The organism is Halolactibacillus halophilus, assembly GCF_900115605.1.
Taxonomy (GTDB): Bacteria; Bacillota; Bacilli; order Bacillales; family Amphibacillaceae; genus Halolactibacillus; species Halolactibacillus halophilus.
Genome location: NZ_FOXC01000052.1, coordinates 1 through 14066, shown reverse-complemented (window position 1 = coordinate 14066; position 14066 = coordinate 1). Strand labels below are relative to the sequence as shown.

Annotated in this window: 16 protein-coding genes; 15 read left to right on the top strand and 1 reads right to left on the bottom strand. The window is 38.9% G+C overall.

Going from position 1 to position 14066, the window contains the following annotated elements:
* The first annotated feature begins 276 nt into the window (after positions 1 to 276).
* Positions 277 to 705 (top strand): transcriptional regulator MntR, encoded by a 429-nt coding sequence (gene mntR / locus BM098_RS12420; RefSeq protein ID WP_089833841.1) that lies wholly within the window; start codon positions 277 to 279, stop codon positions 703 to 705.
* Between the two features lie 71 nt (positions 706 to 776).
* Here the strand turns inward: mntR and BM098_RS12415 are convergent, their stop codons facing one another.
* Positions 777 to 1157 (bottom strand): SA1362 family protein, encoded by a 381-nt coding sequence (locus tag BM098_RS12415; protein ID WP_089833839.1) that lies wholly within the window; start codon positions 1155 to 1157, stop codon positions 777 to 779.
* A 184-nt stretch (positions 1158 to 1341) separates the two neighbouring features.
* Here BM098_RS12415 and BM098_RS12410 point away from each other — a divergent pair, with 184 nt between their 5' ends.
* The 14 genes from BM098_RS12410 (at position 1342) to recN (ending at position 13941) form a co-directional block, all read left to right on the top strand.
* Positions 1342 to 2403: a M24 family metallopeptidase gene (locus BM098_RS12410; RefSeq protein WP_089833837.1), complete on the top strand. Its 1062-nt coding sequence runs from the start codon at positions 1342 to 1344 to the stop codon at positions 2401 to 2403.
* A gap of 35 nt (positions 2404 to 2438) precedes the next feature.
* The gene (gene efp, locus BM098_RS12405; RefSeq protein ID WP_089833835.1) at positions 2439 to 2996 is read left to right on the top strand and encodes an elongation factor P; all 558 of its coding nucleotides are present in this window, start codon (positions 2439 to 2441) and stop codon (positions 2994 to 2996) included.
* Between the two features lie 320 nt (positions 2997 to 3316).
* On the top strand, positions 3317 to 3796 hold the full coding sequence (gene accB / locus BM098_RS12400) for an acetyl-CoA carboxylase biotin carboxyl carrier protein (RefSeq protein ID WP_089833833.1): 480 nt from the start codon (positions 3317 to 3319) through the stop codon (positions 3794 to 3796).
* Between the two features lie 12 nt (positions 3797 to 3808).
* The gene (accC, locus tag BM098_RS12395; RefSeq protein WP_089833831.1) at positions 3809 to 5161 is read left to right on the top strand and encodes an acetyl-CoA carboxylase biotin carboxylase subunit; all 1353 of its coding nucleotides are present in this window, start codon (positions 3809 to 3811) and stop codon (positions 5159 to 5161) included.
* Between the two features lie 51 nt (positions 5162 to 5212).
* Positions 5213 to 5602 carry an Asp23/Gls24 family envelope stress response protein gene (locus tag BM098_RS12390; RefSeq protein WP_089833829.1) on the top strand — a complete coding sequence of 130 codons (390 nt, stop codon included), beginning with the start codon at positions 5213 to 5215 and terminating at the stop codon, positions 5600 to 5602.
* 220 nt (positions 5603 to 5822) lie between these two features.
* Entirely contained in the window at positions 5823 to 6203 is a 381-nt protein-coding gene (gene nusB, locus BM098_RS12385; RefSeq protein WP_089833827.1) for a transcription antitermination factor NusB, read from the top strand.
* Between the two features lie 17 nt (positions 6204 to 6220).
* Complete coding sequence (gene folD, locus BM098_RS12380) at positions 6221 to 7078, top strand: bifunctional methylenetetrahydrofolate dehydrogenase/methenyltetrahydrofolate cyclohydrolase FolD (RefSeq protein WP_089833825.1); 858 nt, start codon at positions 6221 to 6223, stop codon at positions 7076 to 7078.
* A 9-nt stretch (positions 7079 to 7087) separates the two neighbouring features.
* Complete coding sequence (gene xseA, locus BM098_RS12375; RefSeq protein WP_089833823.1) at positions 7088 to 8434, top strand: exodeoxyribonuclease VII large subunit; 1347 nt, start codon at positions 7088 to 7090, stop codon at positions 8432 to 8434.
* 44 nt (positions 8435 to 8478) lie between these two features.
* Positions 8479 to 8709, top strand: coding sequence for an exodeoxyribonuclease VII small subunit (gene xseB, locus BM098_RS12370; RefSeq protein WP_089833821.1), 231 nt, complete (start codon positions 8479 to 8481; stop codon positions 8707 to 8709).
* Positions 8706 to 9590, top strand: a complete 885-nt coding sequence (locus BM098_RS12365; RefSeq protein ID WP_089833819.1) for a polyprenyl synthetase family protein — start codon at positions 8706 to 8708, stop codon at positions 9588 to 9590. The genes xseB and BM098_RS12365 overlap by 4 nt, the downstream gene beginning before the upstream one ends.
* Positions 9591 to 10284: 694 nt before the next feature.
* The gene (locus BM098_RS12360) at positions 10285 to 10866 is read left to right on the top strand and encodes a hypothetical protein (RefSeq protein ID WP_089833817.1); all 582 of its coding nucleotides are present in this window, start codon (positions 10285 to 10287) and stop codon (positions 10864 to 10866) included.
* 29 nt (positions 10867 to 10895) lie between these two features.
* Positions 10896 to 11717: a TlyA family RNA methyltransferase gene (locus BM098_RS12355; RefSeq protein WP_089833815.1), complete on the top strand. Its 822-nt coding sequence runs from the start codon at positions 10896 to 10898 to the stop codon at positions 11715 to 11717.
* Positions 11718 to 11736: 19 nt separating this feature from the next.
* A complete protein-coding gene (gene ahrC, locus BM098_RS12350) occupies positions 11737 to 12186 on the top strand; it encodes a transcriptional regulator AhrC/ArgR (protein WP_089833812.1) in 450 nt (149 codons plus the stop codon).
* A 24-nt stretch (positions 12187 to 12210) separates the two neighbouring features.
* Positions 12211 to 13941 carry a DNA repair protein RecN gene (gene recN / locus BM098_RS12345; RefSeq protein WP_089833810.1) on the top strand — a complete coding sequence of 577 codons (1731 nt, stop codon included), beginning with the start codon at positions 12211 to 12213 and terminating at the stop codon, positions 13939 to 13941.
* Positions 13942 to 14066 lie beyond the last annotated feature (125 nt).

The window sequence follows — 14066 nt, the reverse complement described above, 5'->3', positions numbered from 1 at the left end:
GGAAGGCATTCGCTTATTAGTAAGTGCCTAATAAAAATATAAACTCTTGGAACAAGAGGGTTAGCTTGGTCAATTTCGTCAGCTACCAAAAGTGGTGATTACCCAAGAAGCCCCCACTTCAAGCAACCCGTAAGGGTGGTAAGTGGTGGGTAGTTCACAAGAGTCAGGTTTTTAATTGATAACTTTACAAACAAGTCTTTACTTATGCTAAAATATAATGGTAATCTTAAAGATACTGCCGACGTTTTCGCAACGTAAAGAAAGTGAGGGATGATTATGCCAACACCAAGTATGGAAGATTATATTGAACAAATTTACTTATTAATTGAATCAAAAGGCTATGCGCGAGTGTCTGATATCGCGGAAGCTCTATCTGTTCATCCTTCTTCTGTAACTAAAATGGTAAAAAAATTAGATAAAGATGGCTACTTAAATTACGAGAAGTACCGTGGATTGATTTTAACTGCTAAAGGAAAGAAAATAGGGAAACGTTTAGTCTATCGACATGAACTTTTAGAACAATTTTTAGGTATCATTGGTGTGGATAAAGAAAACATTTATGGTGATGTTGAAGGAATTGAACATCATTTAAGCTGGAACTCGATTGATCGTATCGGAGATGTTGTTCAATATTTTGAGGGCGATATAAAAAGAGAAGAAGCTTTAAAAGAAGTAAGAGAGAAGCATTCTGAGGAACTTAGCTAAAAAACGGTCTAAATAATTGGGGGAAGTAAACCATCCAATTATTTAGACCGTTTTTACTTATGGTCGATTGATTATAATGTTATTTTTTTATTAGGGTCTTTTTTACCGTCAATGACCCGCAAGTGAGAAGCGTGTTTCTGCTTTTTTCTTTTTGTGTTTATTTGCTTTTTTTGTTTCATTTGTTGTTTTTGAGCTTGGTGATAGTTTGCTTTCTTGGGTTGTTGGTACTTTTTCTTAGATTGTTTTACTGCTTTTCGGTATTTTTTTAAATCATTTGGTTGCCGGTGTCTAAGGACAAAGAAATAAACGAGACCATAAAGGACCGCAACCACTAAGATGGTGCTAAGAATATTTCTAATGATGCTCGTCATATCAAATATTATGGTCGTAACCAAGCCTACGGCAGCAAATCCAAAAATGATGTATGTCCATATCGGTAAGTGTCGCCTCACATGAATCACTCCTTTTTGACGTTCTTATAGTTCCTTCTTCCCAATAATCCGTGGGTGTAATCCTGTAAATGAAAGATTTCTCAAAAAAGTTGTATCATATCATACATAAAGGGATGATGCTATAAATAAATAAGTGGTTATGGTACACTATAAAAAGAAAAGAACAGAAAGGGAAGTGAATCAGTTGCAAAAAATTAATAAACTACGCGATGAATTAAAGAAACAAAATTTAGATGGGTTGATCATAACAAACCCTTATAATCGTCGCTACATAAGCGGATTTACAGGAACGGCGGGTATTGTCTTAATTACACTGGAAGAACAAATTTTTCTTACTGACTTTAGATATATGGAGCAGGCAAGTAAACAAGCCGTAGGATTTTCTATTGTTGAACACAAACAATCGATTATCAAAAAGTTAGCCGACTTAATTGATGTGCGTGATTTAGCTAAGGTTGGGTTTGAGGAAGATGATCTAACGCATCAAACGTATAAAGCTTATGCAAAAGAAATCAACGCCGAGTTAGTCGCAACAGCAGGCATGCTGGCAAACATTAGAATGATCAAAACAGAAGCTGAACTAGAAGTGATGGAACAAGCCGCAGCGATCTCAGATCAAGCTTACGATCATATCCTATCTTTTGTTAAGCCGGGTATGACAGAGATTGAAGTTTCTAATGAATTAGAATTCTTTATGCGTAAACAAGGTGCAACTTCGTCTAGTTTTGATATTATTGTTGCCTCAGGTGTTCGTTCAGCCTTACCTCATGGTGTAGCATCGGATAAAAAAATCGCTACTGGAGAATTGATTACGTTAGACTTTGGTGCCCTTTATAAAGGGTATTGTTCTGACATGACGCGGACATTTGCTGTTGGAGAAATTAGTGATGAACTGCGAAAGATTTATGATACTGTATTAGAAGCACATATGCGAGGCATTAAAGGGACAAAAGCGGGTATGACAGGCAAAGAAGCTGATGCGTTAACGCGTGACTATATCAAAGCAGAAGGTTACGGTGATTACTTTGGACACGGGACAGGTCATGGTTTAGGTATGGAAGTACATGAAGGGCCACGTTTGTCACCAATGGGTGAGATCACACTGAAAGAGAATATGGTTGTCACAGTGGAACCTGGTATTTATGTGCTTAATGTCGGTGGTTGCCGTATTGAAGATGATATTGTTATTACGAAAGATGGTAACAGAAGCTTGAATAAAGCGCCAAAAGAGCTTATTATAGTATAGTTAGAAGTAATCGATACGCTTAGGAGGATTTTTTAATGATTTCTGTAAATGATTTTAAAACAGGATTAACAATCGAAGTAGATAAAGATATTTGGCAAGTTGTTGAATTTCAACATGTCAAGCCAGGTAAAGGGGCTGCGTTTGTGCGCTCAAAATTGCGCAGTCTGCGCAGTGGAAATATTCAAGAAAAAACCTTTCGTGCTGGTGAAAAAGTAGAGAAAGCCCATATTGATAACCGTAAAATGCAATATTTGTATGCTTCAGGTGATATGTATACATTTATGGATATGGAATCATATGAACAATTAGAACTAAGTCAAAAACAAATTGAATATGAATTGAAATTTTTAAAAGAAAACATGGAAGTAAACGTTATTTCATATGGTGGAGAGATTTTAGGTGTTACGCTTCCAAATAACGTAGAACTTGAAGTATCAGAAACCGAACCTGGAATAAAAGGTGATACAGCAAGTGGCGGTTCAAAACCAGCGATTATGGAAACAGGATTAACTGTACAAGTACCGTTTTTTATTAATCAAGGCGATCGTCTTATTGTTAATACATCTGACGGAAAATATGTTTCACGTGCGTAAATTATATTAGGGATTAAACCAGCGATGATTTGTCTAAGGACGGATTATCGCTGGTTTTATTTATAACTCTATATTGGTTTCACTGAATCTCCTTCTGCCGTTAGTGTCTTTACTAGGTGTACCATATCCTTATCGCTTTAGTTTTAGCTATTTTTTCGTTTGAAAAGAGCGGGTATCGAATCAACCAGAATGAAAATTTCAATCATTTCTTGAACTTTTTATGAACATCGACTAAAATATTAAGAGTAAGAGTTAGTACCTGTTATTAAAAATAAGTGTTAACTTATTTAACACTATAAAAATTGAGGAGTGTTCCAACAATGTTCACGATAGCAGAAGTAAAAGAATTGATTGAAGCATTGGATCAATCAACATTAACTGAATTAGCAATAGAACAAGATAATCAAATATTAAAACTAAAAAAGGATCAGCAAGTAATGCTGACTGAGACAGCTGCACCAATTCAAGTACCTGAAGCAGCGACTAAGTCCGCACCAAGTACGCCCGTTCAACAAACAGCACCTGAACAAGTGCCCGTTGAAGCTGACAAAGCAACTTATGATCATGTGATTAAATCACCGATGGTTGGCACGTTTTATTTGATGTCATCCCCTGATAGCGATCCTTTTGTTTCTATTGGTGATACGGTTAAAGATAACACTACGGTCTGTATCATTGAAGCAATGAAATTATTTAATGAAATTGAGGCAGAGGTTGACGGTGAAATTATTGAGATTTTAGCGAAAAATGGAGAACTTGTTGAATATAATCAACCTCTATTTGGTATTAAGACACAATAGGGGGGGAAACTTATGATTAAAAAATTATTGATTGCCAATCGTGGGGAAATTGCGGTAAGAATTATTCGGGCATGCAAAGAGATGGGGATTGAGACAGTTGCTATTTTTTCTGAAGCTGATCGCGAATCACTCCATGTTCAATTGGCAGATGAAGCTTATTGTATTGGCCCGGCCAGTAGTTCAGAGAGTTATTTAAACTTTACGGCGATTATGAGCGTCGCGAATTTAACAGAAGTTGATGCGATTCATCCAGGTTATGGTTTTTTAGCTGAGAATGCTGATTTTGCTGAAATTTGTGCCAAGTGTAACATTGCTTTTGTCGGTCCAAGTGTCGATGCGATTCAACAAATGGGCACAAAAGATGTTGCCCGAGAAACGATGAAAAAAGCTGGCGTACCTGTTGTACCAGGATCTGAAGGTATTATTCAATCAGAAGAAGAAGCAGTGACGGTGGCAGAGAAGATTGGTTTTCCCGTCATTATTAAAGCAACGGCCGGTGGAGGCGGTAAGGGAATTCGGATTGTAAGAGAACCGGAAGGTCTTTTAAAAGCGATTCGAGTGACTGAACAAGAAGCTGAGAAGGCATTTGGCAATCCGGGTGTTTATATTGAGAAATTTATTGAAGATTTTTCGCATGTCGAGATACAAGTACTAGCCGATAACTTTGGTAATGTGATACACTTAGGGGAGAGAGATTGTTCTATTCAACGTCGTATGCAAAAACTAATCGAAGAGACACCTTCCCCTGCTATAAATGAAACCATTCGCAAGGAAATGGGGCAAGCGGCAGTTAATGCAGCTAAAGCGGTCGATTATACCGGTGCAGGTACAGTTGAGTTTATTTTTGATAAAGCGAAACAAAGCTTTTATTTCATGGAGATGAACACGCGAATTCAAGTGGAACATCCCGTGACTGAGATGGTGACGGGTGTCGATCTTATTAAAGAACAAATTCATGTGGCTAGTGGAGAACCATTGTCATTTAAACAAACAGATGTTGTGTTTGATGGCTGGGCAATGGAGTGTCGGATTAATGCTGAAGATCCCAATCGGTCCTTTATGCCAACACCTGGACAAATCCATTCATATTTAGTACCCGGTGGTTTTGGTGTAAGAGTGGACTCATTTGTTTATCCAGGCTACCGCATTCCGCCCCACTATGATTCAATGGTAGCGAAGCTTATTGTTCATGGTAAGACACGCCAAGAAGCGATTCACCGGATGAAGCGTGCCCTTGATGAATATTTTATTGAAGGCATTAAAACAACGATACCGTTCCATCAACGTATGATGATGCACCCCGTATTTTTATCAGGAGATTTTAACACAAAATTTCTAGAGACCTATCCAATTATGGAAGAGTAGCAACGACTTAACTAAAGAACAACTCGATTAACTTTAAAGGGGTCGATCCAGATGAGTGAACAAACATTAAGAGTAAGCGAAGATTTAAAATTAGGCAAAGTTGAAATTGCGCCTGATGTCATCGAAGTTATCGCTGGTATTGCTACAAGTGAAATTAAAGGTGTTTATTCAACACGTGGAAACTTTGCTGTCGGTGTGGCTGAAAAATTTGGTCTTAAATCACACAGTAAAGGAATAAAAGTAGAGCTCACGGAAGAAGGCGTTATGATTGATGTTTTTGTTGTATTTGACTATGGTGTGACCATTCCAGTTGTCGCTCAAAAAGTACAAACCAATATTCGTGAGACATTAAAAAATATGACAGCGCTAGACATTCAGGAAATAAATGTACACGTTGTTGGTGTTCAAATGGATAAAGAAGAAGAACAACCAAAAGAATAGTAAGAAGAGCATGTAAGCTTTTACATGCTCTTTTTTATTGCATTAAGGCGAGAAGATACCTTCCTCAAACATTCGTTAGAATGTTAGGTGGGGGCAGTTCGATATGAACAGTGTCAATATTTATGAATTTCTTATGAATTCTCTTTATCAACCGAGCCAAACTATGATAAGATAAACTCTTAGTAGAGTATAATTTGTATTGGAACGAGGAGAATAATAAATGAAACGACGATTAGCAAGAGAAAAGGCATTTCAAGTACTCTTTTCATTAGATAATGAAGATTTTGATGTAAAAGAGGCGATAACATTAAGTATGGAAGACGAAGAAGTGGATGATTTTTTATCAACACTGATTCATGGTGTTGTTGAAAATAAAGAGACGATTGACAATAAGATTGATCAGACTTTAGAAAAATGGTCATTTAAACGTTTAGCTACTGTTGAAAAAACGTTGTTGAGACTGGCAACTTATGAAATTGATTCCACGCTTCAAACACCAATTGGTGTCGCAATTAATGAAGCGGTTGAACTCGCTAAAGTTTATGGGGATGAGAAATCTGGCAAGTTTGTCAATGGTGTTCTATCTAAATTATATAAATAAACAAAGGGGATGACGGTTTGGCAGCAGAAGTTATTTATGGCGATCAATTAGCTTTATCTTTACGACAAGAGATGAAAGAGGAAGTGACGGCTTTAAAGGAGAAGGGTATTGTCCCTAAGCTCGTTGTTGTATTAATCGGTGACGATCCAGCTTCAAAGTCTTACGTGTCTGGTAAGCAAAAAGCGGCTGATTTTATCGGCATCAATTCAGAACTGATTACTTTAGTGGATACAACAAGTGAACAAGCGCTACTCGACTTAATTGAGCAACTAAATAATGATGAAAGCGTTAATGGCATATTAGTACAATTACCATTACCTGATCAAATTAATGAACAAGCTATCATTGAAGCGATCAGTCCCGAAAAAGATGTGGATGGTTTTCATCCAATAAGTATCGGTCGGATGCTAACCCAACAAGACACGTTTTTACCGTGTACACCTTTCGGTATTTTAACGATGTTACAATCAAAAAATATCGAGATTGCTGGTAAACATGCGGTTATTGTTGGGCGGAGTAATATCGTTGGCAAACCGGTTGGGCAATTATTACTAAATGAACATGCTACAGTATCCTATTGTCATTCTCGTACGAAGGATTTAAAAGCTATGACCAAACAAGCAGACATTTTAATTGCGGCGGTTGGCCGTGAAGAAATGATTGATGCTTCTTTTATCAAACCAGGCGCAGTTGTGATTGATGTTGGTGTTAATCGTACCGAGGCAGGGACACTAACAGGTGATGTTGATTTTGAATCAGCGAAAGCCGTTGCTTCATACATTACACCAGTACCAAAAGGTGTCGGACCAATGACCATTACGATGCTCATGAAAAATACAATTAAGGCAGCTAAAAACCATCATACAAAGAAGTAAGGTGTTTATATGACGAATAAAATTTTAACGGTCTCAGCGCTTACCCGTTATATTAAACATAAATTTGAAACGGATTCACACTTAAAGTCTTTTTGGTTAAAAGGAGAAATCTCAAATTTTAAACATCATAACCGTGGTCATATGTATTTGACGTTGAAAGACCAAGGCGCACAAATCCAGGCCGTAATGTTTCAAGGCTATAACAGACAACTAACGTTCACACCTGAAAATGGTATGGACGTTATTGTTCGAGGGGAAGTAAACGTTTATGAGGTCCAGGGAAAATATCAACTCTATATCCATGAGATGCAGCCGGATGGTGTTGGAGCTCTCCATTTAGCTTTCGAGCAATTAAAAGAAAAGCTCGAGCGAGAAGGTCTATTTGACCCGGTGCGTAAACAAATGCTTCCGAAGTATCCTGAGCACATTGCGGTATTAACAGCCAGAACAGGAGCGGCTGTAAAAGATATCTTGTCAACGCTAAAGGCACGCTATCCGGTTGCTAAGGTGACAGTTTATCAGACACTTGTTCAAGGTGCGAGTGCGAAGGACAATATTGTGAAACGGCTCAAGGAAGTCAATCAAGCTAACCAGGCTGATGTGATTATCTTAGGTCGTGGTGGTGGTTCAATTGAAGATTTATGGCCATTTAATGAAGAGGCTGTTGCTCGGGCTGTCTACCAATCAAAGATTCCAATTATTTCAGGCGTCGGTCACGAAACGGATTTTACAATTACCGACTTTGTTAGTGATTACCGTGCCCCAACACCGACAGGAGCGGCCGTACAGGCGGTACCAGAACTTACACAAATCAAACAATTGCTTACCGATATGCACATGCGCCTGCAGAAACAAATCGATGAGCAAGTATTATCGAAAAAAGAACAGCTTGCGCGTTTAAAAGCAAGTTATGCTTTTAAGTATCCTAAAAAATTGGTGTTTGAAAAAGAGCAACAGTTGGACCAACTGCTTGACCGTCTATCGCGAGCTACAAAACAAGGTCTTATAACAAAGCAAATCACATATAAGCACCTTGCTCACAGGCTAAATAATTTGCCCTTACATGAACAAGTTAAACAGCACCAGGCTAACGTCACACACCTTAATCATCGGCTCGATCAAGCGATGATGTCTCAAATAGCTAAAAATAAACAACGATTCTATCATACGATTGAAGCACTTGAATTAATCAGTCCACTCAAAACGATGCAGCGAGGTTATAGTTTGGTTTACCGAGCGGATCACACGCTCGTTAAATCGGCTAAAGAAGTCAACGTCGGTGAGACGGTCAAGATTAAACTGGCAAAAGGTACACTTGAAGCAACAATTCAAACGATAGATGACCAAAAAGATTAAGGGCAACATAAGACTTAGAAATAGAGTTGAAAAGAGGGTTATACATGACACAAGAACGTAAATTTGATGACGCGTTAAAAGAATTAGAAACGATTGTAACCAAATTGGAAGCGGCAGATGTTCCCCTTGAAGAAGCGCTCGATTATTACCAAAAAGGGATTGCTTTATCAAAATGGTGCGATGAGCGCTTGAAATCAGTTGAGGAACAAGTCGTCGAGTTAATTGATGAAAATGATCAATCTCAACCATTCCCGGTCGACGGAGAAGATGCATGACGGACACGATCGATGAACAAGTAAATCAGTATAAAACGATGATTGACCAACGTCTAGGTCAAGTTTTTGATGCAGAAACAATAAATCCGCGATTAAAGCAAGCTATGCGTTACTCTCTTACTGTTGGTGGAAAACGCGTACGTCCTATACTGATGTTATTGACAGCAGAAGCATTTGGTACAGACATTGAGAAAGTACTACCTGTCGCTCTTGCTTTAGAATGTGTACATACGTATTCGTTAATTCATGATGATTTACCAGCAATGGATGACGATGATTATCGTCGCGGGGAATTAACTAACCATAAAAAATTTGACGAGGCAACGGCGATTTTAGCAGGAGATGCGCTCTTAACCTATAGCTTTCAGTTAATTAGTGAAGCTAAAGGACTTACAGCCGATGAAAAAGTTCACGCATTAAAACGCTTAAGCGAAGTAAGTGGCCCGTCTGGTATGGTTGGGGGACAGATGTATGATTTAAGTTATGAAGATACTAATATCACCCTCAATCAACTAGAGCAAGTCCATGACTTAAAAACAGGTCAGTTGTTGATTTATGCTTTAGAAATGGGGGCATTTTTAAGTCATCAGCCTCTAGAAGTTGTGGATGCGATGAAACGAGCAGCTGCAGCCATTGGGTTGACTTTCCAGATCCAAGACGATATTTTAGACATCATTGGTGACGAACAAGCACTGGGTAAAAAGGTGGGGAGCGATGTTCTCAATGATAAAAGTACGTATCCAAAACTTTTGGGACTTGAGGGAGCGAAGAAAGAAAAACAAAAGTTTGTCGATGAAACAAAACACCAGCTTGAATTAACTGGTGTTTTAAACACAAACTTAGCTCAATTTGTTATTTCTCTCAGCGACCGCTTTTCATAAAACAATAAACGTCAAACAATGGTCAAACATTATTTTTTTTGATATACTAATAGCAATGGGAATGGTGCAGTATTCTAGTCGATTCTCCGTTTCTGAAGGCAGGGCTAAAAATCTGCCAAAGGGCACATCGATGAAGTTTCTTGTGGCGGCTTGAGGCGCCCAGCCTTGGGTCGGTGCTGGAAGTTAAGGTTGTAGGGCGATCCACAATGGCATGTGGGCGTTGACCCTACTTCCGCGGAGGCCCATCTCTGTCGTGCTTTTTTAGCTAAAGAACATGGCGGACTGGGGTATGAACCTGTTAAGTGGATCAATTGGGATTCCAACTGACAGCGTAGCCTGCCTTGAGTGATGACCGAGGGGATTACAGCAAATCGCTGACTAATATTTAGGTGGCCACTAAATATATTTAGCCGTCTGTATGAAATTGGTGTTGCAAAAGAGGCTAGGAAACGGTTAAGAGTTGTCGAGGAAAACTCCTAGACTGTTCATAAGACATTTATTAGGGATTATAGTGCGTGCTGAGTGGCAATCCAGTCTAGCAAGCGGTAACGTTGCTAAGGTGCGATTAAAGGGGAACCGCCAAGATGGCAACATCTGGTTTGTACTTGGGAAAACCTACTGGACCTAAGTCGCAGTTTTTACTTAATAAATGACCATTCCATTACATATTTATTCTGAGTGAGGTAGGGGTTACATGGCAAAGGCATCATCGCAACTAAAAAAAACGTTAAAGTTTAGTATAAGTATTGCCGTTATCACCTTCGTGTTAGCGGCAATTTTTTCAGTCATTTCATCATCAGTCTTAGGTGGCGTTGGTTGGTTGATTGGGCTGTTGATTGTGTTCTCAATTGTGTTAATGGGTGTGCTGTTTGATACGCTTGGTGTAGCGGCGACGGCCGCCATTGAGACACCGTTTCATGCAATGGCTGCTGAAAAGGTTTATGGCGCGAAAGAAGCCGTTTTAATTGTGAGAAACGCCGATCGATTTGCAAGTTTTTGTAATGATGTTGTTGGAGATATTTCGGGTGTCATCAGTGGGACGGCGTCAGCGATTGTTGTTTTGCAGCTAGCAAGGCTGTTTGGTTACGGAGAAGGTAGTCTTATTCAAATCACAATCAATGTTTTCTTAACCAGTGTCGTCGCAGCTTTAACTGTCGGTGGAAAAGCGATTGGGAAGTCTTTAGCGATTACATTTGCGACGAATATTATTTTAGTTGCAGGTAAGGTCTTAGCATTTTTGGATCATCGCTTTAAGATTAAATTGATTAAGAAATAAGTGAGAGTTCATAGAAAAGGAACGATGTTATGAAAGTAAAAAAAGTACGGTTAGATGTGTTGCTTGTGGAAAGAGGCCTAGCTGAAACAAGAGAGAAGGCCAAACGAACAGTTATGGCTGGTCTCGTTTATTCAGGTACAGAACGTTTAGATAAGCCAGGCGTAAAAGTAAGCGAAGATATCCCACTTGCAGTTAAAGGGCAAGTAATGCCATATGTTGGTCGTGGTGGTTTAAAGTTAGAGAAAGCGCTAATGTATTTTGATATCGACGTCAAAGATCGCACGATGCTTGATATTGGATCGTCTACCGGTGGTTTTACTGATTGTGCCTTAATGAATGGGGCGAAACTAAGCTATGCGCTAGATGTTGGGTACAATCAACTCGCTTGGAAATTGCGAAATGATGCGCGTGTCAAAGTGATGGAACGAACCAATTTCCGTCATGCAACGCCGGATTTATTTACAGCTGGTTTACCGGATTTTGCGACGATTGATGTCTCATTTATTTCGTTGAAATTGATCATTCCCCCGCTAAAAGCTATTCTTGTGATGAACGGAGAAGCTGTCGTTCTAATTAAACCACAATTTGAAGCAGGGAAAACGCAAGTCGGAAAAAAAGGCATTGTAAGAGATCCTTCGGTTCACCACGATGTGTTAGAAAAAACATTACTATTCATGATGGCTGAAGGCTTTACTATTTGTAATCTTACCTATTCCCCGATTACAGGTGGCGATGGTAATATTGAATTTTTAGCACATATCAAAAAGACTATCACCAACGAAACAACTTTGGATGTCCATGAGTTGATCGAACAAACGGTTAAATCTGCTCATGAGTCACTGACACATTAACGAGAAAGGTCGGAGAGCCATGAACAAAGGTCAACGTCACATTAAAATCAGAGAATACATTACAAATCATGAAATTGAAACGCAAGATGAATTGGTTGATGCTTTACGAGAAGAGGGGTATCCCGTCACTCAAGCGACCATCTCACGTGATATCAAGGAGTTACATTTAGTTAAGGTCCCTACATCGGAGGGGCATTATAAATATAGCTTGCCAGCAGATCAACGTTTTAATCCGTTAGAAAAGTTGAAACGTTTAATGCGCGATGCTTTTGTCCGGATTGATAAAGCAACGCATTTTCTTGTCATTAAGACATTACCAGGTAATGCGAACGCCCTTGGTGCGTTGATTGATAACCTTGATTGGCCAGAAGTAGTTGGCTCAATATGTGGTGATGATACGATTCTCGTTATTTGTCGGGATGTCGGCGTAACAGATGAAATTGAACAACGCTTTTTAGCGATGTTATAAACATCGAGTTAGGAGTGAGCGAGATTGCTGAGAGAATTATCGATTAAAGATTTTGCGATTATTGATCAATTACACGTCCCGTTTAAAGAAGGTTTGACTGTACTAACTGGTGAAACGGGCGCTGGTAAATCAATTATTATTGATGCCATCCAGTTATTAGCTGGTGGCAGAGGTTCAGTTGAATTTGTTAAACATGGTGCAAAAAAAGCCTTACTGGAAGGTTTATTTTCGCTTGAAGACCCTAAACATCCTGTCTATAAAATTGCAGAAAGTTATGGTGTTGAAATTGATGAGGATATCGTTATTTTACACCGCACAATTTCACATTCAGGTAAGAGTATTTGTCGTGTGAATGGGTCACTTGTCACATTAGCCATTTTAAAAGAATTTGGACGTGTCTTAATTGATATTCATACCCAACATGAAACGCAATCATTGATGAATCAAGAACTACATATAGAGTTACTTGATTTATTTGACCAAGACGGCATTGGACAAGCTCTGTCAGAGTATCACGATATGTATCGTCAGTGGAAGAAAGTAAAAGATCGCCTTGTACATTTACAGTCGAATGAGCAGGAAATTATTCAGCGATTGGATTTATTAACCTTTCAATTGAATGAACTTCAAGAAGCAGAGCTCGTACCTAATGAAGATGTGGAGTTGAATGAAGAACGAGAAAAACTGAGTCACGCCGAAAAAATATATGCTGGTGTAACAGAAGCGTATAAAGCGCTATCAACAGAGCAACGAGCAAATGATTGGTTGGCAATGGCTCAAACGTCCTTATTAGATGCTAGTGAGTACGATACAGATTTAACGGATGTTAAAAACACGTATATGGAAGCTTTTTATATGATTGAAGATGTCACCTATCAACTTCGTGATTACTTAGATCAATTTGAATTTAATCCTGACCGTTTGAATTTGATTGAGTCCCGTTTAAATGAGTTGTATCGTTTAATGCGTAAATATGGAACAAGTGTCAATGAAATGCTTGAATATCAAGCGAAAATCAGTGATGAAATTGAGCAACTAGAAGACCGTGACGGTTCGCTGACGCGACTTAAGCAAGACGTTGAAGATAAAGTGCGCGATGCTGCCCTTGAAGCAGAGCACATACATGATTTACGAATAAAAGCAAAAAAAGCGCTTGAAGTTGCGATTAGACAAGAGTTAGCCGACCTCTATCTTGAAAAAGCGGATTTTAAAGTCGATATTACGAAAAAACAAGACTTAACGCAATTAAGAAAAAACAACATTGACCAAGTTAAACTTGGAGTAAACGGTAACGATGTGGTTCAGTTCTTGCTTTCTACTAATCCAGGTGAACCAATTAAACCACTAAATAAAGTTGCATCTGGTGGAGAATTATCACGGATTATGTTGGCGTTAAAGAAAATTTTCGCCAAACATCAAGGGATAACCAGTGTCATTTTTGATGAAGTAGATACGGGGGTAAGCGGTCGTGTTGCTCAAGCTATTGCTGAAAAAATTGGCTCAATTGCTGATGGCTCACAAGTTCTTTGTATCACGCATTTACCTCAAGTGGCAGCAATGGCTGATACGCATATTTTAATTGAAAAACAACAAACGGATGATCATACCTTTACGACAGTCACGGAATTACCTGCTGAGTCGCGGACGGATGAATTAGCACGAATGATGACAGGTAAAGAGATTACCGATACCTCGCGTGCGCACGCGGTATCACTTATTGATTATGCGGATGCATATAAGCGACAGCAAAATTAAACCTTATCACTTGTGTGATAAGGTTTTTTCGGTTGTATAATATTTGGTGTTGGTGAAGGGATTTTAAGTGAGACAGAGATTGCTCACTTAAATAACTCACTAGCACCTTATTTCTGCCTAAATGT